General features: G+C 70.1%; 20 protein-coding genes and 2 tRNA genes. 13 read left to right on the plus strand and 9 right to left on the minus strand.

The window, feature by feature from the left end; translation table 11 throughout:
• Positions 1-106: 106 nt before the first annotated feature.
• Both ACIBU0_RS38385 and ACIBU0_RS38390 read right to left on the minus strand, forming a co-directional pair.
• Positions 107-838, minus strand: coding sequence for a decarboxylase (locus tag ACIBU0_RS38385; protein WP_398828006.1), 732 nt, complete (start codon positions 836-838; stop codon positions 107-109).
• A gap of 49 nt (positions 839-887) precedes the next feature.
• Positions 888-1,697, minus strand: coding sequence for a decarboxylase (locus ACIBU0_RS38390; RefSeq protein ID WP_398828355.1), 810 nt, complete (start codon positions 1,695-1,697; stop codon positions 888-890).
• A 204-nt stretch (positions 1,698-1,901) separates the two neighbouring features.
• On the opposite strand from ACIBU0_RS38390, the gene ACIBU0_RS38395 reads away from it, so the two are divergent.
• Both ACIBU0_RS38395 and ACIBU0_RS38400 read left to right on the plus strand, forming a co-directional pair.
• Positions 1,902-2,861 (plus strand): D-2-hydroxyacid dehydrogenase, encoded by a 960-nt coding sequence (locus ACIBU0_RS38395; protein WP_398828008.1) that lies wholly within the window; start codon positions 1,902-1,904, stop codon positions 2,859-2,861.
• Positions 2,862-2,884: 23 nt separating this feature from the next.
• A complete protein-coding gene (locus tag ACIBU0_RS38400; protein ID WP_398828010.1) occupies positions 2,885-4,294 on the plus strand; it encodes an amidase in 1,410 nt (469 codons plus the stop codon).
• Here ACIBU0_RS38400 and ACIBU0_RS38405 read toward each other — a convergent pair.
• On the minus strand, positions 4,275-4,769 hold the full coding sequence (locus tag ACIBU0_RS38405) for a DUF3830 family protein (protein WP_398828012.1): 495 nt from the start codon (positions 4,767-4,769) through the stop codon (positions 4,275-4,277). The two genes, ACIBU0_RS38400 and ACIBU0_RS38405, sit on opposite strands and share 20 nt — an antisense overlap.
• Before the next feature lie 23 nt (positions 4,770-4,792).
• Here ACIBU0_RS38405 and ehuB point away from each other — a divergent pair, with 23 nt between their 5' ends.
• The 6 genes from ehuB to ACIBU0_RS38435 all read left to right on the plus strand — a co-directional run bounded on the left by ehuB (position 4,793) and on the right by ACIBU0_RS38435 (position 9,032).
• Complete coding sequence (ehuB, locus tag ACIBU0_RS38410) at positions 4,793-5,731, plus strand: ectoine/hydroxyectoine ABC transporter substrate-binding protein EhuB (RefSeq protein ID WP_398828014.1); 939 nt, start codon at positions 4,793-4,795, stop codon at positions 5,729-5,731.
• A complete protein-coding gene (gene ehuC, locus ACIBU0_RS38415; protein WP_398828016.1) occupies positions 5,731-6,477 on the plus strand; it encodes an ectoine/hydroxyectoine ABC transporter permease subunit EhuC in 747 nt (248 codons plus the stop codon). Before ehuB ends, ehuC begins: the two co-directional genes overlap by 1 nt.
• On the plus strand, positions 6,477-7,127 hold the full coding sequence (ehuD, locus tag ACIBU0_RS38420) for an ectoine/hydroxyectoine ABC transporter permease subunit EhuD (RefSeq protein WP_398828018.1): 651 nt from the start codon (positions 6,477-6,479) through the stop codon (positions 7,125-7,127). Before ehuC ends, ehuD begins: the two co-directional genes overlap by 1 nt.
• Positions 7,128-7,137: 10 nt before the next feature.
• On the plus strand, positions 7,138-7,914 hold the full coding sequence (ehuA, locus tag ACIBU0_RS38425; protein ID WP_398828020.1) for an ectoine/hydroxyectoine ABC transporter ATP-binding protein EhuA: 777 nt from the start codon (positions 7,138-7,140) through the stop codon (positions 7,912-7,914).
• A gap of 163 nt (positions 7,915-8,077) precedes the next feature.
• On the plus strand, positions 8,078-8,836 hold the full coding sequence (locus ACIBU0_RS38430; protein ID WP_398828022.1) for an IclR family transcriptional regulator: 759 nt from the start codon (positions 8,078-8,080) through the stop codon (positions 8,834-8,836).
• Between the two features lie 122 nt (positions 8,837-8,958).
• Positions 8,959-9,032: transfer RNA gene (locus ACIBU0_RS38435), tRNA-Lys, on the plus strand.
• 55 nt (positions 9,033-9,087) lie between these two features.
• Here the strand turns inward: ACIBU0_RS38435 and ACIBU0_RS38440 are convergent.
• From ACIBU0_RS38440 to ACIBU0_RS38460, 5 genes are all read right to left on the minus strand, one after another.
• The gene (locus ACIBU0_RS38440; RefSeq protein WP_398828025.1) at positions 9,088-10,773 is read right to left on the minus strand and encodes an AMP-binding protein; all 1,686 of its coding nucleotides are present in this window, start codon (positions 10,771-10,773) and stop codon (positions 9,088-9,090) included.
• A gap of 50 nt (positions 10,774-10,823) precedes the next feature.
• On the minus strand, positions 10,824-11,291 hold the full coding sequence (locus ACIBU0_RS38445) for a DUF3592 domain-containing protein (RefSeq protein ID WP_398828027.1): 468 nt from the start codon (positions 11,289-11,291) through the stop codon (positions 10,824-10,826).
• 89 nt (positions 11,292-11,380) lie between these two features.
• Entirely contained in the window at positions 11,381-11,986 is a 606-nt protein-coding gene (locus tag ACIBU0_RS38450; protein ID WP_398828029.1) for a lytic polysaccharide monooxygenase, read from the minus strand.
• Between the two features lie 130 nt (positions 11,987-12,116).
• On the minus strand, positions 12,117-13,244 hold the full coding sequence (locus ACIBU0_RS38455) for an SPFH domain-containing protein (protein WP_398828031.1): 1,128 nt from the start codon (positions 13,242-13,244) through the stop codon (positions 12,117-12,119).
• A 35-nt stretch (positions 13,245-13,279) separates the two neighbouring features.
• Positions 13,280-14,572 (minus strand): peptidoglycan-binding protein, encoded by a 1,293-nt coding sequence (locus ACIBU0_RS38460; protein WP_398828032.1) that lies wholly within the window; start codon positions 14,570-14,572, stop codon positions 13,280-13,282.
• Between the two features lie 184 nt (positions 14,573-14,756).
• On the opposite strand from ACIBU0_RS38460, the gene ACIBU0_RS38465 reads away from it, so the two are divergent.
• The 4 genes from ACIBU0_RS38465 (at position 14,757) to ACIBU0_RS38480 (ending at position 19,899) form a co-directional block, all read left to right on the plus strand.
• Positions 14,757-14,830 (plus strand) — tRNA-Lys (locus ACIBU0_RS38465).
• 68 nt (positions 14,831-14,898) lie between these two features.
• Entirely contained in the window at positions 14,899-15,618 is a 720-nt protein-coding gene (locus ACIBU0_RS38470; protein WP_398828034.1) for a FadR/GntR family transcriptional regulator, read from the plus strand.
• A 334-nt stretch (positions 15,619-15,952) separates the two neighbouring features.
• Positions 15,953-17,965 (plus strand): glycosyltransferase family 2 protein, encoded by a 2,013-nt coding sequence (locus ACIBU0_RS38475; protein WP_398828036.1) that lies wholly within the window; start codon positions 15,953-15,955, stop codon positions 17,963-17,965.
• Positions 17,962-19,899, plus strand: coding sequence for a galactose oxidase-like domain-containing protein (locus ACIBU0_RS38480; RefSeq protein WP_398828038.1), 1,938 nt, complete (start codon positions 17,962-17,964; stop codon positions 19,897-19,899). The genes ACIBU0_RS38475 and ACIBU0_RS38480 overlap by 4 nt, the downstream gene beginning before the upstream one ends.
• Before the next feature lie 75 nt (positions 19,900-19,974).
• Here ACIBU0_RS38480 and ACIBU0_RS38485 read toward each other — a convergent pair whose 3' ends face one another.
• Positions 19,975-21,000, minus strand: a complete 1,026-nt coding sequence (locus ACIBU0_RS38485; protein WP_398828040.1) for a glycoside hydrolase family 6 protein — start codon at positions 20,998-21,000, stop codon at positions 19,975-19,977.
• 177 nt (positions 21,001-21,177) lie between these two features.
• Between ACIBU0_RS38485 and ACIBU0_RS38490 the strand changes: the two genes are divergently transcribed.
• On the plus strand, positions 21,178-21,954 hold the full coding sequence (locus ACIBU0_RS38490) for an ANTAR domain-containing protein (RefSeq protein WP_398828043.1): 777 nt from the start codon (positions 21,178-21,180) through the stop codon (positions 21,952-21,954).
• The last annotated feature ends 102 nt before the right edge of the window (positions 21,955-22,056 follow it).

Consider the following 22,056-nt stretch of genomic DNA (forward strand, 5'->3'; position numbering starts at 1 on the left):
TTTGAGGAGCGGGGGTCCAGGGGGCGGAGCCCCCTGGCGGGGTCGAAGGGGCGGAGCCCCTGGGGGATGGGAATGGGTAGGGGCGGCGGGGGCGAAAAAAGGCTCCCTACACCTGCACGATCGGCTCCTTCGTGAACAGTGACCCCAGTTCCGGTGCGTTCACCCGGCGGTCCGTCAGCCTCAGGGCCTCCCAGACCGTGACCTGGTTGGCGGTGAGGACCGGCTTGCCGGCGTGCTGTTCCAGGGCGGGGAGGCAGGAGGCCGTGTGGAGGGCCGTGTCGGGGAGCAGGATCGCCGCCGCGTCGGCGTGGTCCGCCTCCCTCGCGAGGGCGAACAGCTCCTTCTCGCCCCACGTCCCGACCTCCGCCGCCGTGATGATCCCCGAGCCGCGGACCGACACCACCTCCACGCCCGCGGCACGCAGGAAGTCCGCGAAGAGCTGCGCCACGTCGTCCGGGTACGTCGCCCCGATCGCCACCCGCCGCACCCCGAGCTCCCGCACGGCGTGCACGAAGGCGAAGGACGTCGACGACGCCGGCATACCCGCCGTCACGGCAAGGGTGCGCACCTGCTCGTGGGCGCCCTCCCAGCCGTAGACGAAGCTGCCGGACGTACACGCCCACACCACCGCCTCGGCGCCCGACAGCCGCAGCGCCTCCACGCCCGCCGCGAGGCGCTCGGCCGAGCCCATCCGGCGCAGGGCGTCCACCCGGTGCGCGTCCTCGCCGATGTCGGTGTGCACGAGGTCGACCCGGATGTCGCTGGCCAGCAGTTGCTCGATGCGTGGGTAGTCGTCCTCGGCGGAGTGGCCCGGGTAGAGAAATCCGAGTGCGGTCATGTCACCCTTTCCGCTGCTGCTGCTCCTACTGCTGCACTGCTTGCTGCCGCTATTGCTGTTCCTGCTCAGGAACGTCCGGTACGTCCGGAAGCACGGGCCCGCCTCCCGCCGCCGGATCGATCCGTGCCGCCGGATCGATCAGCGCCTGATACGGCCCCACCGCTCGGGTACCCAGTCGACGCAGCGCCGCCCACATCGTGACCTGGTTGGCCGAGAGCACCGGGATGCGCAGCTCGGCCTCCAGTTGCGGGATCACGTCGTAGGTGGGGAGGTTGGTGCAGCTGATGAACAACGCGTCGGTGGGCCCCCGCACCGCCCTGCGCGCCATGTCGGCCACATCGCGGTACGGCACCTTCCAGATGTGCCGGGTCAGCCCCATGAACGCGCACCCGGTGACCAGGACCCCCGCCTGCGCCACGTAGTCCTCCAGCGCCCGTGTCACCGACACGGTGTACGGCGTCACCAGTGCCACCCGCCGTACGCCCAGCTCGGCCAGCGCCTCCAGCAGCGCCCCGGAGGTGGTGACCGCGGGCACCGCCCCCGCCAGGGTCATCGCCGTGCACATCGCCCGCTCGCCCGCGATACCGCCGACGAAGCTGCCGGAGGTGCAGGCGTAGGCGACGACCTCCGGCGCGATCGCGGTGAGGGTGCGCACGCCGTCGCTGAGCGTCTCGTGCTCGCTGACCAGGCGGGCCAGATCGAGACTGACCTCGACCGGCACGTAGGGCGTTCGCGTCAGATGCAGCGAAACGTCGTCCGGCACCCATCGCCACAGTTCCCGGTCCAGCGCGAAGTCGAAGGGGGCGACGACTCCGACACCGCGCTGCGGGCGGGGGCCGCCGAGGAAGGAGATGTCCATGGCGTCCATGGCAGGCACCGCCCTCACTACGAGAAACAGGTGAGCAACGGACCGTACGTACGCCCGTGTTGACGAAGGTAGGTTCGGGTGCGAGCGTGGTCAAACCTCGCATGTCAGACGGCCGTCCCTTCCAGTAAAACTCCGAGGAACACCCCTCGCACACTCCCGAGAGACGACCCCCGCACCCCCGGAGAAGCGACCCGTATGACCTCTCCCGACCCCCCACCCACCCTCCTGGTCCTCGACGCCGACCCTCTCCCCCGCCTCGGGCGCCTCACCGGCCGCGCCCGTGTCGAGCACGCGGACGAGTCGAACCTGGCCGAGCGGCTGCCGCACGCCGACGTCCTGCTGGTCTGGGACTTCACCTCGCATGCCGTGCGCCACGCCTGGCCCGGCGAGGGCCCGCGCCCGCGGTGGGTGCACACGGCGAGCGCGGGGGTGGACCATCTGATGTGCCCGGAGCTCACCGCGTCCGACACCGTGGTCACCAACGCGCGCGGGATCTTCGACCAGCCGATCGCCGAGTACGTCGCCGCGCTGGTCCTGGCGATGGCGAAGGACCTGCCGAGGACCCTGGAGCTGCAGCGCTCGCGCGAGTGGCGGCACCGCGAGGGCCAGCGCGTCGCCGGCACGCGCGCGTGCGTGGTCGGGTCCGGTCCCATCGGCCGTACGATCGTCCGCACGCTCAAGGCCCTCGGCGTCACCACCGCGCTGGTCGGGCGGGTCCCGCGCACCGGCATCCACGGCCCCGACGACCTCGACCGGCTGATCGCCCGCGCCGACTGGGTGATCTCGGCGGCGCCGCTGACCGCGCAGACGCAGGGCATGTTCGACGCCCGCCGGTTCGGTGTCATGCAGCCGTCCGCCCGGTTCATCAACGTCGGGCGCGGGCAGCTGGTGGTGGAGGAGGCGCTGGCCGAGGCCCTCGGCAAGCGGTGGATCGCGGGTGCGGCGCTCGATGTCTTCGAGCACGAACCCCTCACCCCGGACAGCCCGTTGTGGGACGTCCCGAACCTGATCGTCTCCCCGCACATGAGCGGGGACACCGTCGGCTGGCGTGATGAACTCGGCCGTCAGTTCGTGGAGTTGTACGAGCGATGGGAGGCGGGCAGACCGCTGCTGAACGTGGTCGACAAACAGCGCGGGTACGTACCGGGACGCTGACATCCACGGCTGGAGGGCGACGCATGACGGATCTCACCGAACTGACCGCCGTACAACTCCTCGACGGCTACCGCAAAGGAGAGTTCAGCCCCCTCGACGCCGCCCGTGCCGCCCTGGAGCGGGCCGAGCGGATCCAGCCGGAGGTCAACGCCTTCGTACGTCTCACCGCCGAGGAGGCCCTCACGCAGGCGGGCGAGTCGGCCGACCGCTGGCGGCGCGGCGCACCGGCCGGTCTGCTCGACGGCGTTCCGGTCACGGTGAAGGACATCCTGCTGCTGCGCGGCGCACCGACGCTGCGCGGCTCGAAGACCGTCTCCGGGAAGAGAAACTGGGACGAGGACGCCCCCTCGGTGGCCCGCCTGCGCGCGCACGGCGCCGTCTTCCTCGGCAAGACGACCACCCCCGAGTTCGGCTGGAAGGGTGTCACCGACTCGCCCCTGTCCGGCGTCACCCGCAACCCGTACGACCCGGCCCGCACCGCGGGCGGCTCCAGCGGCGGCGCGGCGGCGGCCGTGGCGCTCGGCGCGGGGCCGCTCGCGCTCGGCACGGACGGCGGCGGCAGTGTCCGTATCCCGGCGGCGTTCTGCGGCATCTTCGCCCTGAAACCGACGTACGGCCGCGTCCCCCTCTACCCGGCCAGCGCCTTCGGCACCCTGGCGCACGTCGGCCCGATGACCCGTGACGCGGCCGACGCGGCCCTGCTCCTCGATGTCATCGGCGCCCCTGACTCCCGCGACTGGTCGGCGCTTCCGCCGCCGCCCGGCTCGTTCGCCTCGGCCCTGTCCGGCGGCGTGCGCGGGCTGCGCGTCGCCTACTCGCCCTCCTTCGGCGGCCAGGTGGCGGTGCGTCCCGGGGTCGCGGCGGCGGTCCGGCGGGCGGTGGAGCGGCTGGCGGCGCTGGGGGCGTACGTCGAGGAGACCGACCCCGACTTCACCGACCCGGTGGACGCCTTCCACACCCTGTGGTTCACGGGGGCCGCCCGGGTGACCCAGCATCTTGGACCGCACCAGCGGGAGTTGCTCGATCCGGGCCTGAGGGAGATCTGCGCCGCGGGCGCCCGCCTGAGCGCCCTCGACTACCTGGCCGCGGTGGACGTCCGCATGGAACTGGGCCGCCGCATGGGCCGCTTCCACGACACCTACGACCTCCTGGTCACCCCGACGCTCCCGATCACCGCCTTCGAAGCGGGCGCCGAGGTCCCCAAAGGCTCGGGGCATCGCCGGTGGACGGGCTGGACGCCGTTCACGTACCCCTTCAACCTGACCCAGCAGCCGGCGGCCACCGTCCCCGTCGGCACGGACGCCGAGGACGGTGCCGGCCTGCCGGTCGGCCTCCAGCTCGTGGCCGCCCGGCACCGGGACGATCTGGTGCTGCGGGCGGCGCACGCGCTCTACGAGGCCGGCATCGCCGGGCTCACACCCTCCGGAAGCTGAGCGACTCCCCCAGGGCACCCGACCGCCACAGGTCGTTGCAGCCCTGGGCCATCTCCTCCAGCCCCTCCACGACCTGGCCCCAGACGATGCCGGGCACCCAGCCCACATCGCCGTTCAGGAGCAGGTTGTTGCGCTCGTAGAACAGGGCCAGGTCGACCACCGTCGTGCCGGGGCGGACCTCGCGGTCGTAGCCGTAGGACTTGGTGCCCAGTTCCGTGCCGGCGAAGGCGAAGTAGCAGAGGTCTCCGGGGATGGGGGTGACGGTCGGGTTCTCCAGCGGCGGCTCCGTTTCCGCGAAGGGCGCGAAGAGGGCGTAGATCTCGTTGCGGGCGTATTTGGCGTGGTAGACGTCGCCGGTCAGGGGCAGGGCGTCCCAGACGGCCGCGCAGGTGAGCGGGGCGCGGTCGTCCAGGAGTTTGGCCGTGCAGTGGATTCCCCGCTTGACCAGCGACACCTCGATGAACCGATCAGTCATGCATTCCAGGGTGCATACATCGCATGGTCTCGGGTAGCCGCGCCGCCATGGCTCCACCTAATGGGAACGACAGAGACACACCTGGGCCCACGCGCCGGTCGCTGCTCGCGGGGGTGGCGGCGCTCGGTGCGCTGGGCGCGGCCGGCTGCACACGTGTGGCCACGGCATCGACCGAGGACGGCGGCGATCTGCTCGACCGGCTGCGGGCGGCGGGCGTGGTGCGACTGGGCATAGCCGGGGAGATCCCCTTCGGCTACATCGACAAGAACGGCGATCTGACCGGCGAGGCACCGGAGTTGGCCAAGGTCATCTTCAAACGCCTGGGCGTCGACCGGGTGCAACCGGTGCCGACCGAGTTCGGTTCGCTGATCCCCGGGCTCAACTCGCAGCAGTTCGACGTCGTCGCCGCCGGGATGTACGTCAATCCCGAGCGCTGTGAGCAGGTCATCTTCTCCGACCCCGACTACCAGATGCTCGACTCCTTCATCGTGCGCAAGGGGAACCCGAAGGGGCTGCACGACTACAAGGACATCGTCGAGAAGAAGGCCAAGTTCGCCACCGGGACCGGCTATGCGGAGATCCAGTACGCCGTCGAGGCGGGGTACAAGGAGAGCGACATCCTCATCGTGCCGGACCAGGTCGCGGGGCTGAACGCGGTCGAGGCGGGGCGCGTCGACGTCTTCGCCGGTACGGCGCTCACCACCCGTGAGGTCGTCAAGAAGTCGGCCAAGGCGGAGGCCACGAAGGCCTTCGCGCCCCTCGTCGGCGGCAAACCGCACGTCGACGGCGGCGCCTTCGCCTTCCGGCCGACCGAGACCAAGCTGCGGGACGCCTTCAACACCGAGCTGCACAAGCTCAAGAAGAGCGGCGAGCTGTTCCGCGTCCTCAAGCCCTTCGGCTTCACCAAGGCCGAGATGACCGATCTCACCGCGAAGGAGCTGTGCGCAGGGGGGACAGGCTGATGACCTCGGGACTCTGGGAACTCGTCCTGCAAGGAATCTGGATCACCGTCCAACTGCTGGTGCTGAGCTCACTGGTGGCGGCGGCGGTCGCCTTCGGGGTCGGCATGGCCCGCACTCACCGGCTGTGGATCGTCCGCTTCCTCGCGGGCTTCTACACCGAGGTGTTCCGCGGGACCTCCGCCCTGATCATGATCTTCTGGGTGTTCTTCGTCCTGCCGATCGCCTTCGGCTGGCAACTGGTCCCCCTGTGGGCCGGCACGCTCGCGCTCGGACTGACCTACGGGGCGTACGGCGCCGAGATCGTGCGCGGCGCCCTGAACTCCGTCGACCCGGCGCAGCGCGAGGGCGGGATCGCGCTCAGCTTCACACCGTGGCAGCGGATGCGGCTGATCCTGCTGCCGCAGGCGGTGCCGGAGATGATCCCCTCGTTCACCAACCTCCTCGTCGAGCTGCTGAAGGGCACGGCGCTGGTGTCCGTGATGGGCATGGGTGACCTGGCCTTCAGCGCCAACCTGGTGCGGCTGGCGCTGCAGGAGAGCGCGGAGATCTACACCTACGTCCTGCTGATCTACTTCGTCATCGCCTTCCTGCTCACGCGGGGGATGCGCGGACTGGAACGCAAGCTCAAGGCCGGGGTCGGCAAGCCGGTCGGGACCACACCCGACCAGGAGTTGCACCGTCCCGAGACGACGGGCGTGGGTGCGGCGGGTTCGCTCGGCGGCGTGGGCGCGGGAGGTGCTTCCTGATGACCTGGGACTGGGGCGCTGTCGCCGACTTCATGCCACGCTTCTGGGACGGGCTGCTGCTCACCCTGCAGATCCTGGCCCTCGGCTCGCTGATCTCGTTCGCGCTGGGTCTGGTGTGGGCGCTGCTGATGCGCACACCGACCCGCTGGGTGCGCTGGCCGGTCGGAGTGGTCACGGAGTTCATCCGCAACACTCCGCTGCTGGTGCAGCTGTTCTTCCTCTTCTACGTGCTGCCCGAGTGGGGCTTCACCTTCTCGGCGCTGACCACCGGCGTCTTCGCCATCGGGCTGCACTACTCGACGTACACGATGCAGGTCTACCGCGCCGGCATCGAGGCGGTGCCGGCCGGCCAGTGGGAGGCCGCGACGGCGCTGAACCTGCCGGTCGCCAGGACCTGGCGGGTGGTGATCCTGCCGCAGGCGATCCGCCGGGTCGTGCCGGCGCTCGGCAACTACGTCATCGCGATGCTCAAGGACACCCCGATCCTGATGACGATCACGGTCATGGAGATGCTCGGCGAGGCGCGGCTGTTCGCGCAGGAGAACTTCCAGTTCACCGAGCCCCTGACGGTCATCGGAGTGGCCTTCGTCTTCATCGCCTACCCGGCCTCCCTTCTCGTACGAGCCCTGGAGCGACGCCTTGTCAGCTGACACCCCTCTGATGAAAGAACCCGACGCGAGCGCCAACCCGCCGGTGGACGGCGGCGAACTGATCCGCTTCGACAACGTCACCAAGCGCTTCGGATCCAACACGGTGCTGGACCGGCTCGACTTCTCCGTCGCGTCCGGCAAGCACGTCACCCTGATCGGCCCGTCCGGCTCCGGCAAGACGACGATCCTGCGCATGCTGATGACCCTGCTCAAGCCCGACGAGGGCACGATCACGGTGGCCGGGGAGCGGCTCTTCCCGGCCCCGGAGAAGCAGGTCCGCGAGGTCCGCAAGAAGATCGGGATGGTATTCCAGCAGTTCAACCTGTTCCCGAACATGACCGTGCTGCGGAACATCACCGAGGCCCCGGTCACCGTCCTCGGCCTGTCCAAGGACGAGGCGGAGGCGCGCGCCCGGGAGCTGCTGGAGATGGTGGGCCTCGCCGACAAGTGCGACGCCCGTCCGACCCAGCTGTCCGGCGGCCAACAGCAGCGGGTGGCGATCGCGCGGGCGCTGGCGATGCGGCCGCAGGTGCTGCTGCTCGACGAGGTGACCTCGGCCCTGGACCCCGAGCTGGTCGCGGGCGTCCTGGACGTGCTGCGGGACATCGCCCGCAGCACCGACATCACCATGCTCTGTGTGACCCACGAGATGAACTTCGCCCGGGACATCTCGGACCAGGTGCTGATGTTCGACTCCGGCCGGGTCATCGAGGCCGGCTCGCCGGAGAAGATCTTCAACGACCCCGAGAACGACCGGACGCGGGAGTTTCTCAGCGCGGTGCTGTGAGCACCCGTCGGCGAGCATGCTTCTGGCATATGCCAGAGTGCTAGAACCGCAGCTGAGGGCATCGCAATCTCGTCAACAAGCGCTCACTACAAGCCTCTTGCCGGTTATGGTGAAGGGGATTGGCTGACTGCAATCCGGCACTGGAGCGACCGCAGGGGGAACCGTGGCGCTGAAGCACGAGCCGACCGCGCCGTACCACTCGGCCCAGGACGCCCTGCGCGTCCTGGAGACCGTGGTGCGGCACAGCACCGGAATCACCGACGCCGAGCTCGCCCGGCACACCCGCATCGGCCCGGAGCGCCTGACCAGCCTCCTGCGGATGCTGCGCCGCGAGGGCTACGTCGAGCAGGTCGCCGACGGGGCGTACGTCACCGGCGACACCCTCAACCGACTCGGTTCCGCGCAGGGCCGCGAGCAGGCCCTGCGCGAGAACCTCCAGCGCACCCTGGACCGGCTGCGCGACTCGGTCGGCGCCGCCGTCTACATCAGCCGGTACGTCGACGGAGAGGTCAGGATCGACCAGTACGCGGCCGGCCCGGCCACGCCCGTGGTCAACGAGTGGGTCGACTTCCGCTCCTCCGCCCACGCCACCGCGATCGGCAAGAGCCTGCTCGGCCAGCTCGACCACAACGGGCGGCGCGATCATCTCTCCCGCCACAAAATGGCCCGCCTCACCTCACGCACGATCACCAGCGACCGGGTCCTGCTCTCCCGCCTGGAGTCCCAGCCGCCGACCGTCCCCCACCTCGACCTCCAGGAGTACGCGGTGGGCACGGTGTGCGCGGCGGTCCCGATCACGGCCGGATCCTCGGTGGGCTGCCTGGCCCTGTCACTCCCGGTCGAGCACGCCCACCGGCTGCGCCAGGCGGCGGACACCCTGAACCGGAACGCGGCGCCGGTGCTGCTGTCGCTGGCGATCTAGGTCCCCGATCACTGTGCTTCTGATCACCGGGCGACGGTGGTCAGAAGCACCCCTCCGGACCAGGTACTATTTTCTCTGTCGCCAGCCGCGGGAGCACAGTGAACGCGGTCGGCGGGAGTCATGCGCCGCTAGCTCAGTTGGTTAGAGCAGCTGACTCTTAATCAGCGGGTCCGGGGTTCGAGTCCCTGGCGGCGCACGATGGCGATGGCGAGGCATGTTCGCAGAAAGCGCGAACCACCTCGCCATCTCTGTTATTGCGCGGCTTCGCCGCGCGTTGTGGGGGCTCCGCCACCCACACCCCCTGCGGAAGGGCCTCTCGTGGGAGCGAGGGGCCCTTCGGCATGTGCCAGGACGTCCGCCCCGGTCAGCCTCCGGTACGCCCGCTCCCCCGGTGGCCGCCACCACACCGGATCGGCGCACCGCAGTCCCTCCCGCCGGAGCCCCGCCCGATGGATCTTGTTCGTGGCGGTCACCGGCATCCGCTCCACCACCCGCACGAACCGGGGCGCCATCTTGGTCCCCAGGTCGGGCTGGGCGGCCAGAAACCCGGCGAAGGCCTCCGGGTCGAAGCTCCCCGCGATCGTCGCCATGACCTGGTCCCCGGTCACCGGATCCGGCACCGCGTACACGGCGACGGCGGCCGCACCGCCGTACCGGGCGAGGATGTTCTCGATCATCGCGGCGGACAGGTTCTCGCCGTCCACCCGGAGCCGGTCGTCGCCGCGCCCGGCGAAGTACAGATAGCCGTCGGCGTCCCGGCAGAACAGGTCCCCCGTCCAATACCAGCCCTCCCGCCGCCGCTCCGCCTCCGCCTCGGGGTTGCGCCAGTACCCCTCGAAGGGGTTCGGCCCCCGGTTGACCAGCTCCCCGATGGCCTCGTCCCCGTTGACCAGCCGCCCGGCCGTATCGAAGTCAGCGGGCGGGCACTCCTCACACGTCTCCGGATCGAGGACGACGAGCCCGGGCACAGCCCTCCCCACGGCCCCCGGCGGCGTCCCCGGCGACCACTGCACGGCGGCCCCGCCCTCCGACGACCCGTACCCCTCCACCAGCCGCACCCCGAACCGCCGCTCGAACGCGGCCGCGTCCACGGCGCCCGCCTCGGTGCCGAAGCCGAGCCGCAGCGTGTGGTCCCGGTCGTCGGGGCGCGGCTCGGTGGCGAGGATGTACTGGATCGCGCGGCCGACGTAGGTGAAGTACGTCGCCCGGTACCGCCGCACGTCCGCCAGGAACCCAGACGCCGAGAACCGCCGCCGCAGCGCCACGCCCGCACCGGCCGCGAGGGCTGGCGCCCAGTCGGCGATGACCGCGTTGCCGTGGAACATCGGCATGCAGACGTAGTGCACGTCGTCGGGGCGGACACCGAACTGGCCGGCCAGGGAGCGCCCGGCTGCCGCCAGCCGGCCCTGGGTGCAGATCGCGGCCTTGGGGGCGCCGGTCGAGCCGGAGGTGAAGTAGAGCAGGAGGCGGTCGTGCGGGGCGGCGCGGGAGGCGTCGGGCACCGCGTCCGCGTACGGCGCGAGCAGGGTGTCGTACTCCCGTGTGCCGGTCGGCAGCAGCCGCACTCCGGGCAGGTCCAGGCCGTCGAGCAAGGGCAGGTGGGCCCGTTCGATGACGAGGATCCGGCACTCGGTGTGCAGGATGTCGCGGGTGAGTTCGGCGCCCCGGCGGGTGGGGTTGATACCGGCGACGGCGGCCCCCGCGAGGGCGGCCGCGCTCAACCACAACGGGTACTCGGGGGTGTTGTCGAGGAGCACGCCGATGTGGGGCTCGGCGCCGGACGGCAGCAGGTCGGCCAGCAGCGCCGCCCGGGCGGCGGCCCCGGCCGCCACCTCGTGCTGCGTGAGCGTCCGCCCCTCGAACCACAGCCCCGGCCGGTGGTCGCCCCACCGCGCCGCGACGAGCTCCGCGACCGTACGCCCCGTAGTGGACTCCATGGGGGCGCACGGTAATTGACATAGCGTCAGATGTGGAGACGTGGAGCGCGCTACGGCTGCATGAAGTCGTCCACCGTGGAGAACATCGCGTGCGTCACCACCATGAAGGCGATGGCACCGAGGATGAACACGCCGAGGAAGGCCAGCACGCAGCCCGTGCCCGCCGCGAGCTTCCCCGGCGCCGGGGGCTTGGCCGTGGCCGTCTCCGGGTCGTCCGCCACGTAGTGCACGGTGACGATGTCACCCTCGACGATCGTCCCCGGCCCGCCCCCTTCCTCGAACCGGACGCCGCGGCCGTCGCGCGTGGTGAACTCGTAGACGTGGTACAGGGTCGTGCGCACCGAGCTGTCGCCACCGCCGCCGCTGGTCCTGGTGTACGTCCGCAGACAGCGCGCCTCGGCGGTCAGACCGCTCTCCCAGGCGCGGCTGACCCGCAGGGAGCGGCGGATCACCGTGACCGCGGCCAGGACGGCGATCGCGATCATGATGACGGGCACGATGATGAAGAAGGCTTCCATGAGGTCCCCCGAAGGCCGTGCACGGCCTTCGTTCGGCCGGCGTGGGAGGAACGTACCCACGCCGGCCGGGGCACTGACTCAAGGGAACCTCAGAACGTGACGTCCGAGCAGGCGTAGAACGCGTTGCCCGTGTCCGCGATGGTCCACACGGCGAGGATCACGTGGTGGCCGCTCAGCCCGGACGGCAGGGTGCCGCTGTGGGAGAGGGTGGCCGGTGGCCGCTGACCGTTGTACGGGACGGTCAGGAACGGGGTGAGGTTGAGGTCGGAGCGGGCCAGGTTGTGGTTCTGGTTCCAGCCCGGCTTGGTGACGTAGTACTTGAAGTCGGTCGTGGCGTGCATGGCCGTGAACTGCCAGCGGAACGTGTAGCTCTGACCGCCCGTCACCCGGGTGGTGGGCCAGGCCGCGCCGGACGGCGTCCTGGGGGCGCTGAGCTGGGCGAACTGGCCCAGTCCCGCGTTGCATATCTGCCCGTCGGCCGGGCCGGAGCCGGGGAAGCCCTTCGGGCCCTCGACGCTCTGCGGCTCCCACTGGATGGGGCCGCAGTTGGTGACGGTGCCGTTCTGACAGAGCTTCTGCCGGCTGATGGGGAGGTCGGTGTAGCCGTGGCTGCTCGCGCCTGAGGCGGAGAGCACGAGGGTGCCGGCGGTGGCGAGTCCGAGTGCGGCGGCGTACCACTTGGTCCTTCTGCGCATGCTGCTGCTCCTGGGAACGTGGGGGAGGTTCAGTGAGCTTGCAGGTCTAGACCAAGTCTCAGATTATTGCTGACTGTTGAACATGTCCATACCAATCACGGAACCTGTTCGACGGCCCGTCACATGCCCGTCAGGCGCCCGCCTCCCCCCGCCCCACACAGAACGCCACCGTCAAGTCCTTCACCAGCGCCTTGCGTTCGTAGTCGTCGAGCTCGACCAGCCCCCGCACGGTCAGCCGCGTCACCGTGTCCTCCACCGAGTCCACGACCGAGGTGAGCACGGTGGCCCGCTGCTGCGCGTCCAGCGCCGCGATACGGCGGCGGTGCATGGCGGCGGCGAACTCGGGGGCGTACTCCACCCGCGCCGGCCGCACCGAGAACACCTCCAGCCCGACCGCCTCCGCGTCCCGCACCACCAGCCGCGTCAGGGTCTCCCCGACCGCCTCGACGGACCCCCGCGGGCCGCCCGGCATCTCCACCGGCACCCGGGCCAGCGCCGCCTCGACACACTCGCGCAGATACGTCTCGTGGTCCTCCACCCCGAGCAGCGCCCTCGCGGTGTCCCGCACCCGCCACACCACGAGCACCACCACCCGCAGCGCGACCCCGTTCCCGTCGGCCGCCGGCAGCGGCTCGCTCCGCCAGTGCCGCAGCCGTACGTCCACACGGCGGCGCAGCACCAGGGGGTTGACCCACAGCAGGCCGGTGCGCCGCACCGTCCCCCGGTAGCGGCCGAACAGCCCGAGCACCCAGGCCCGCCCGGTCCGCCCCCGCGCCAGCCCGCCGAGCCCGAACAGCCCGAGGGCCCCGGCCCCCGTGTACGCCGCCCACTGCGCCGGCCCGAGCCCCGCCCCCGAGGACGCCGGCAGCGCCAGGGCCTCCACGGCCGGCGGCGGCAGCACCCCCGCCCACCACGAGGTGGCCAGGCACCCGGCCGCCCCGCAGGCCCCGGCGAGCACACCCGCCGCCCCGGGCAGCACCCGCGCGGGCCGCTCCACCAGGTCGGGATCCGTCTCCGGCACGGGGCGCGGCGCCGGCTGCACCGGCTGTCGCAGGCGCGGCTGCTCGCCCGTGCCCTGCCGGCGCGCCACGACCGTCGGCCTCAGCGGCACGGAGACCGGGTCGGGGCCATCGCGGAACAGCAGGTGGACGGGGATCTCGGTGGTCGCCTCGTTCTGGATCAGCCGCGGGGCGCGAGGCGCCGCCCCTGCGTCCGGGACGCCCTCCGACTCGGGCGGGTGAGAAGTGGTCGTGGTCAAGGGGTGCCTCCAGCCTCCGTACCGGGAGTACGGGGTTACGAGAAGAGCCGCCGCCAGGTCTCCGGCCCCGGACAGCCGTCCGCCGCGCCACCCCGCCAGCCCTGGGCGCGCTGGAAGGCCTCGACGCCGCGCCGGTCGGCCTCGCCCCAGCGCGGTCCGGGGCCGGTCCGGTAGTGCTTGCCGTATCCCTTCTTCACCAGCTGTCTGCCGAGCTGGGTGACGTACTCGTTGTCGGCGCCCGGCCGGAACATCGCCCGCCCCGGATACCCCGGCACTCCGTGCGACGACGGCTTCCCGGTGGCGCCGGACCCGGCCGCCTTCACGTCGTTGCCCTTGCCCGTCACCAGCAGCTCCCACGTCTGCGGTCCCGGCAGCCCGTCCGCGTCCCGGCCCCGCCAGCCCTGCGCCAGTTGGAACGCACGCGTGGCCCTGCGGTCCGCGTCCGTCCAGCGCGGGCCCGGGCCGGAGGAGTAGTGCCGGCCGGCGCCGCGCCCGACGAGCATCCGGCCGAGCCGGGTGACGTACTTGTTGTTGGCCCCGGGGCCGAAATACGCCCGTCCCGGGTACGGCGTCCCGGTGCCCGGTTTCGGACCCGTCGCGCCGCTCACCAGCCCCTTGTAGCGGTAGGCGAGGTAGTCGTCGGAGTGGGTCCGGTAGGCATACGGGGTGACCATCCGGCGGGCGTGCGGGCGGATGGACTCGTAGGCGACGTAGTGGGTGTGGGTGTGGTCCGTCCAGCCGCCGAAAATGACGACGTGCGAGCCATTCTGGGGGTCCGCCGGATTGTGGAACAGCAGAATGTCGCCGGGCTGCAGATCTTCCTTGGCGATGCGCACGCCGTACTGGTCGAGGCTTCCGGTCCATTCGTTTCCGGGCAGGCTCCAGGCCATCGAGACGAAGCCCGAGCAGTCCTGCCGGTATCCGTCCGACCGGTACCTGGACATGCTGTACGGCACCTTCTCGGCGACCCATTTCCTGGCTCGCCCGATGATCTCCGCGCGGGTCGTCGTGGGCGTCTTGAGCGTGCCCGATGCGGTCTGCGGGCCGCCCGGGCCGTGCAGCGGGGCCTTGGGGCCCTGGGGTGACGCCGGCTCGTCACCTGCGGGGATGCCGGGTCGATCGGGGGGATGCGGGGCGGCGAGGGCCGGGGCCGTGTGTCCGGCGGCGAGGGTGGCGGAGGCGGCTGCGGCGACGATCAGTGACCGGTGCAGGGCGGGGTGGCGGCCGGTCGTGGAATGCGGCAGGACGCGACGCCAGTGGACGCACCCGGGGCAGTCGCAGTCACTCTCCGGATCGAATTCCTCGAATACCGGAGTCCGAGTCTCCATGCGATTCCCCTCACACTCCAGACGAAAATGCCCGCTGCTGCACACACCGTCAGTTTCACAACTGTCGTCCGCACTCGCATGTTGACGGTCCGAATGGTTTACGGCACCGAGGGGGACCCCCGGCTGCCCCCTGCAGGTGGTCAAGGGCACCCTCGAAGGTCATGTAGACTTACGACGTCAGCAGGCGCCGCTAGCTCAGTTGGTTAGAGCAGCTGACTCTTAATCAGCGGGTCCGGGGTTCGAGTCCCTGGCGGCGCACCGACAGTCCGGAAGCCCCTCGTGCATGCGAGGGGCTTCCGGTGTGTTTGGCCGGATACCCTCTGGCCATGGCAGCGCGTGACCTTCAGGAGCGGATCAAGAGGCTCATCATCGACCGCCGGCTGCCCTCCGGGGCCCCGCTGCCGACGGAGCCCGAGCTGATGGCGCATCTCGGGGCCAGCCGGAACTCCGTGCGCGAGGCGCTCAAGGGGCTGCAGGCGATGGGCATCGTGGAGATCCGGCACGGGTTCGGGACGTACGTCGGCACGATGTCGCTGGCGCCGATGATCGAGGGCCTCGCCTTCCGCACGGTCGCCGGGCACCACCGCGGCGAGGACACCCTGCTCCAGCTGCTGCAGCTGCGGGAGGCCGTGGAGACGGGCCTGGTGTCACGGCTCGCGGGGCGGATCCCGGGCGCCGACCTCGTTGAGCTGGACGCGCTCGTGGACCGTATGGAAGAGCAGGCGGCGCAGGGCGGCGACGGCATCGCCGAGACCGACAGGGCGTTTCACGCCACCCTCTACCGGGGGCTGGACAACGCGCTGCTGGGCGAGGTCATGGAGGCGTTCTGGGACGCCTTCCACCGCGTCCACACCGACCTCGGCGGCGCCCCGCAGGATCCGCTGGTCACCTGCCGGCAGCACCGGGAGATCGTGGACGCGGTGCGGTCGGGCGATGCGCTACGGGCGGAGGAGGCCATAAGCGAGCACTTCGGCAACATCCGCGCCCGCGTGTCCACCCCTCGTGTCCACAACGGGTACACAACACCCCCACAGGTGCCACAATGAGCGCGTATGACCGGTAAACACCTCGTTTCGCATCTTGCGATCATGTGAAACGACGTAGAACCTGGTGATTGGTTTTTCAAGAAGCTGCGGATTCGCGGCAGTTGGGGGGCAAGGAGCCGGTTGCCGGTTTTCGGCGGGGAGTAGGGGGCCCCGTTCATGACCGCATGCCGAGGGGGGCATGATGCAACCGGAAGGTCGCTGTTCCATGTCTATGGTGGAGAAGATGTGGTGACTGCGGCCCGCCACTGATACGCCTGTGCTGGTCGAGGGGGATCGGCACAGTCGTAAATGGAACCGAGAGACACGCGGTGACCTGCGTGTGGGGGGATGACTCATGACGTCGACGCCGACGGGCGCCCGGCAGAACTTCGACCCGTCTCAGACCACCCAGCTCAGGGTGCCTACGCATCGGACGGGAACGTTCCGCCGGATCAAGAAGACGCTGCCGAAGTACGACTACGAGCACTACAGCCGGCTGGCCGGTCCCCTCACCCAGCCCGACCCGAACAAGCCGTACCGGGTCCAGTACCGCTCGCTGATCTCGCAGGAGCCGCACCGGATCAGAGTCGCGCTGATGCTGGCCGCGGCCCCGGTGCTCTCCCTGGTCCTGCTGTTCTGGCTGCTGCAGCCCGAGCACTGGACCGAACGGGACTATCCCGCCTACGACTTCCTGCCGGCGCTCGACATAGTCATGCTCGTCTCGATCGGTCTGATCGAGTTCTTCCGCTGCATGAACGTGCTGTCCAACGCGCACGCCACGCTGGTCGCCCGCGACCCGATCCCGGTGGTGCCGGAGACCGGCACGAGAGTGGCCTTCCTCACCTCCTTCGTGCCCGGCAAGGAGCCGCTGGAGATGGTGACGAAGACCCTGGAGGCGGCCGTCAAGCTGCGCCACCGGGGCCTGCTGCACGTCTGGCTGCTCGACGAGGGCGACGACCCCGAGGTCAAGGAGGTCTGCAAGCGGCTCGGCGTGCACCACTTCTCCCGCAAGGGCGTCGCGAAGTGGAACCAGCCCAAGGGCCCGCACCGCGCCAAGACCAAGCACGGCAACTACAACGCCTGGCTCGACGCCCACGGCGACGACTACGACTTCTTCGCCTCCGTCGACACCGACCACGTGCCGCTGCCCAACTACCTGGAGCGGATGCTCGGCTTCTTCCGCGACCCGAACGTCGGCTTCGTCATCGGCCCGCAGGTCTACGGCAACTACGACAACTTCGTCACCAAGGCCGCCGAGTCGCAGCAGTTCCTCTTCCACGCCCTCATCCAGCGCGCCGGCAACAAGTACGGCGCCCCGATGTTCGTGGGTACGTCGAACGCCGTACGCATCAAGGCGCTCAAGCAGATCGGCGGCCTGTACGACTCGATCACCGAGGACATGGCGACCGGCTTCGAGATCCACCGCCACAAGAACCCGGCGACGGGCAAGAAGTGGCGCTCGGTCTACACGCCGGACGTGCTCGCCGTCGGTGAGGGGCCGAGCGCCTGGACCGACTTCTTCACCCAGCAGATGCGCTGGTCGCGAGGGACGTACGAGACGATCCTCAAGCAGTACTGGAAGGGCTGGTACTCGCTGCCGCCGAGCAAGCTCTTCAACTACACGATGATGATCATCTTCTACCCGATGTCCGCCCTCAACTGGATCCTGGCCGCGCTGAGCTGTGCGCTGTTCCTGGGTCTGGGCGCCTCGGGTGTGAACATCGACCCGACGATCTGGCTGATGCTCTACGGCAACGCCTCCGCGCTCCAGATCGGCCTGTACGTCTGGAACCGCCGCCACAACGTCTCGCCGCACGAGCCCGAGGGCTCCGGCGGTGTGGCCGGCATGGTGATGTCCGCGCTGTCGGCGCCGTTGTACGCGAAGGCGCTGATGGACTCGGTGCTGCGGCGCAAGAGCAAGTTCGTGGTGACCCCCAAGGGCGACTCCGCGAGCCCCGACCGCTGGTGGGCGACCTTCCGGTACCACTGGTACTTCATCGCGATCTTCGGCGCCTCGATCGTCGCCGGGTTCGTGTACGGCCACTCGCACCCCGCGATGATCACCTGGGCGACGTTCGCCATGCTGATCACCGCGACGCCGATCTTCGCCTGGCGCTACATGCTGCGGCAGGAGAAGAAGCGGCCCGCGGCGCCCGTGCCGGCGCAGACGGGGCCGCAGGACGCGGCGGCGACCGGCGGATCCGCGGTCCCGTACCAGCCGCAGCCGCTGCCCGCACAGCACGCGTCCCATGCCCCGCATGCGGCGCACGCCCCGCAGCACAAGCCGAGTTGGGCCGCGTCGGGCAACGGTGGTAACGATCAGACGATGCAGATCGCCCTTGGTGGACTTGGGGGACGTAAGGAATGAACGACCGTGCAGGCCGCCGCCGCGCCCGTCGACTCGCGATAGGTACGGCGGTGGTACTCGCGCTGGCCGGGATGAACGGGCCGTGGCTGTACCGCTTCGGGACCGAGAAATACCACCAGTACCAAATCAACAAGCCCGAGTACAAAGCGGAGAACGGCCACTGGGAGATCGTCGAGTTCCCCGAGGAGTACCGCCAGAACACGATCCACGCGGCGCTGCTGCACACCGGCAAGGTGCTGCTGATCGCGGGTTCGGGCAACAATCAGGACAACTTCGACGCGAAGAAGTACGACACCCGGATCTGGGACCCGGTCAAGGGCACGATCAAGAAGGTGCCGACGCCGAACGACCTGTTCTGCACCGGCCACACCCAGCTGGCCAACGGCAACCTGCTGATCGCGGGCGGTACGAGGCGGTACGAGAAGCTCAAGGGTGACGTCACCAAGGCCGGCGGCCTGATGATCGTCCACAACGAGAACCCGGACAAGCCGATCACGCTGCCCGCGGGCACCAAGTTCACCGGCAAGGAGAACGGCAAGACGTTCGTCTCCAAGGACCCGGTGCTGGTGCCGCGTGCGAAGAAGGTCTTCGACAAGGCGACCGGCGAGTTCCTGCGCAACGACCCCGGTCTCGGCCGGATCTACGTTGAGGCGCAGCGGAAGGGCGCCAAGTACGAGACCGGCACCCAGGACAACTACCGCATCCAGGGCCTGACCGGCACCGACGCGCGCAACACCTACGGCATCGCGCAGAAGCTCGCCCTGGACAAGAAGGACTTCCAGGGCATCCGGGACGCCTATGAGTTCGACCCGGTCGCCGAGAAGTACATCAAGGTCGACCCGATGCACGAGGCCCGCTGGTACCCGACGCTCACCACCCTGGGCGACGGCAAGGTCCTCAGCGTCTCCGGCCTCGACGACATCGGCCAGCTGGTTCCGGGCAAGAACGAGCTGTACGACCCGAAGACCAAGAAGTGGACGTACACGGCGAAGGTGCGGCAGTTCCCGACCTACCCCGCGCTCTTCCCGCTGCAGAACGGCAAGGTCTTCTACTCGGGTTCGAACGCGGGCTACGGCCCTGACGACGTGGGCCGCGACCCGGGCATCTGGGACGTGGAGACCAACAAGTTCACCAAGCTGCCGGGGCTCAGCGACGCCAAGCTGATGGAGACCTCGGGCACGGTGCTGCTGCCGCCGGCGCAGGACGAGAAGTACATGGTGATCGGCGGCGGTGGCGTCGGCGAGTCCAAGGAGTCCAGCAACAAGACGCGGCTCATCGACCTCAAGGCGGACAACCCGAAGTTCGTGGACGGGCCGTCGCTGGAGAAGGGCACGCGCTATCCGCAGTCCTCGGTCCTGCCGGACGACACCGTGCTGGTGTCCGGTGGTTCCGAGGACTACCGGGGCCGCGGCGACTCCAACATCCTCCAGGCGCGGATCTACCACCCGGACAGCAACACCCTCGACCGGGTCGCCGACCCGCTGGTGGGCCGCAACTACCACTCCGGGTCGATTCTGCTGCCCGACGGCCGGGTGATGTTCTTCGGCTCCGACTCGCTGTACGCCGACGCGGCCAACACCAAGCCGGGCAAGTTCGAGCAGCGGATCGAGATCTACACCCCGCCGTATCTGTACCGGGACGCGCAGCCGTCGCTGTCCGGTGGCCCGCAGACCATCAGGCGCGGCGGGACGGGCACGTTCACCTCGCAGCACGCCTCGACCATCGAGAACGTACGGCTGATTCGGCCGAGCGCGTCCACGCACGTCACGGACGTCGACCAGCGGTCGGTCGCGCTGGACTTCAAGAAGTCCGGGGACAAGCTCACGGTGACCGTGCCGGCGAACCGGGACCTGGTTCCGTCGGGCTGGTACATGCTGTTCGTGACCGACGACCAGGGGACGCCGAGCAAGGCGCAGTGGGTCAAGGTCCCGTAGGTCGAGGTCCCGTGGCCGTAAGCGACTTGGGGGCGCCCTCCGTGACGGAGGGCGCCCCCAAGCACGTACAGGAAGCTATTCGCTGGCCTTGGCGAGCTTCAGGGCGTACTCCGCCCACCACTCGCCCGCCTTCGGACCGCCCTTGCACTCGCCGTCCGACTCCCCCGGGCGCTTGACCCACACATACGCGTCCACCAGCGGGTCCGCCGTCTTCGTCGTCGGTGTCTCGCCCAGCGCGCGGCCCGGCGGGTTGCACCAGCGCTCGTCGGGGTTGCCCTCGGTGTAGGGGCCGTTGCCGTTGCGGCTGGTGTCGATCACGAAGGGCTTGTTGCCCACCTTGGCGGAGAGCTGCTTGCCGTACGCGATCGAGTCCTTGGTCGTGTAGAAGTTGGAGACGTTGACCGAGAAGCCGTCGGCCTGGTCGATGCCCGCCCACTTCAGGGGCTCGAAGATCTGGTCGGGGTGGCCCCAGCCGGCGTTGCCCGCGTCCAGGTAGACCTTGGTGTTCTTCAGTGACTTGAGCTTGCCGACGGCGCCCTTGAGGAGGTCGTAGCGCTCCTCGTGGTACTCGTCCGGCGTGCAGCCGTCGACCAGGTGCAGGAGCGCGTCCGGCTCCAGGATCACCGTCGCGGAGCGGTCGCCGATGCCCTTGGCCACCCCGTCGATCCAGGCCCGGTAGGCGTTGCCGTCGGCGGCGCCGCCCTGGGAGTACTGGCCGCAGTCCCGGTGCGGGATGTTGTAGAGGACCAGCAGCGCCGTACGGCCCGCCTTGTCGGCGGCCTCGGTGAAACCGCGCGCCTCGTCCTCCGGGCTCTCCGGGCTGATCCACTCGCCGGTCGGCTGCTGCGCGATCTTGCGGATCTGCTCCGCGTCCTCCTTCTTGCCGTCCTTCTGGTAGGTCACGACCTGCTGCGCCGCGTTCCCGTCCGGGTTCACCCAGAACGGGTCGGTGTCCTTGGGCTGCTGGCTGATCCCGGCGTCGGCCCCCGGCTCCTCGCCGTCCCCCGAGGACGAACATCCCGCGATCAGCAGTGCCGCCCCCAGCACCGTCGCGGACGTCCGCACGCAGGCACCCCTCAAGGCCCCCCTCTTCAGGTACATCCAACTCCCCCCTGGGTGCACTGTTCCAAGCCTCAATCCTGGCATACGTGGCGTGAGGCCCACGAGGCCGCCCGGGGCTTGTCGGAGAGCTGTTACAGCCACTGTCGCGACGCCGATGACCTGGGTAGGCGCACGCCCGCAAGGGGGCGGGCGGCAGGGGAAGGGGAGTGCGCGGTCATGCACCCATCCACCCGGGAGATCCGGCTGGCGCAGGCACTGGTGGAGGCGGCGGACACCCTCACCGACGGATTCGAGTCGGCGCACCACTTACGCCGGGTCGCCGACCACTGTGTGCACTTACTGTCCGCGCGGGCCGCCGGGATCATGTTGATCGAGAACGGCCGGACGGTGTCGCTGACCGGGAGCAGCGCGCACGAGGAGACAGCGACCGAACTGCTTCAGGCCCAGCGCGGCGGCGGGCCCTGCCTGGACAGCTACAGCTCCGGCCGGCCGGTGCCGCAGGTCTCGATCCGCGCGGCCCGCGCGGCCGCCCGCTGGCCGGAGTTCACCGAGCGGGCGCTGGCCCACGGCATCGAGGCCACCTTCGCCGTCCCCTTACGCCGCGACCAGCGGCTGCTCGGCGCGCTCACCGTCTTCTCCCCCGCGCTCCCCGACGACTCCCCCGGCAACGCCGCCGAGCTGCGCCTCGTCCAGCTCATCGCCGACTGCGCGGCCCTCGGACTGCACAACAACACGACGTACGTCCAATGCCGCACCCTCGCCGGTCAGTTGCAGCAGGCCCTGTCCAGCAGGGTGCGTATCGAGCAGGCCAAGGGCATGCTCGCCGAGCGCTGGGGCACCGCCGCCGACCACGCCTTCGTCGCCCTGCGCCAGTACGCGCGCCGCCACCGGATGCCCCTGGACGGGGTCGCGCAGGCGGTCATCGACGGGGTCGCGGACGACGCCGGGCTGCGCCGCGAGGCCGGGCGGGCGGACGACGAGGGACACGCGTGACGCCCCGCCGCTCCGCCTGCGCACCCCGGGCCATCCGGCCCTAGGCCGCGGCCGTCATCCGCTCTAGAGTCGTCCCCGTACGACCCCAGCCCCCGGTCGGAC

Origin of the sequence: Streptomyces sp. NPDC049627, assembly GCF_044465645.1 — a bacterium.
GTDB lineage: Bacteria > Actinomycetota > Actinomycetes > Streptomycetales > Streptomycetaceae > Streptomyces.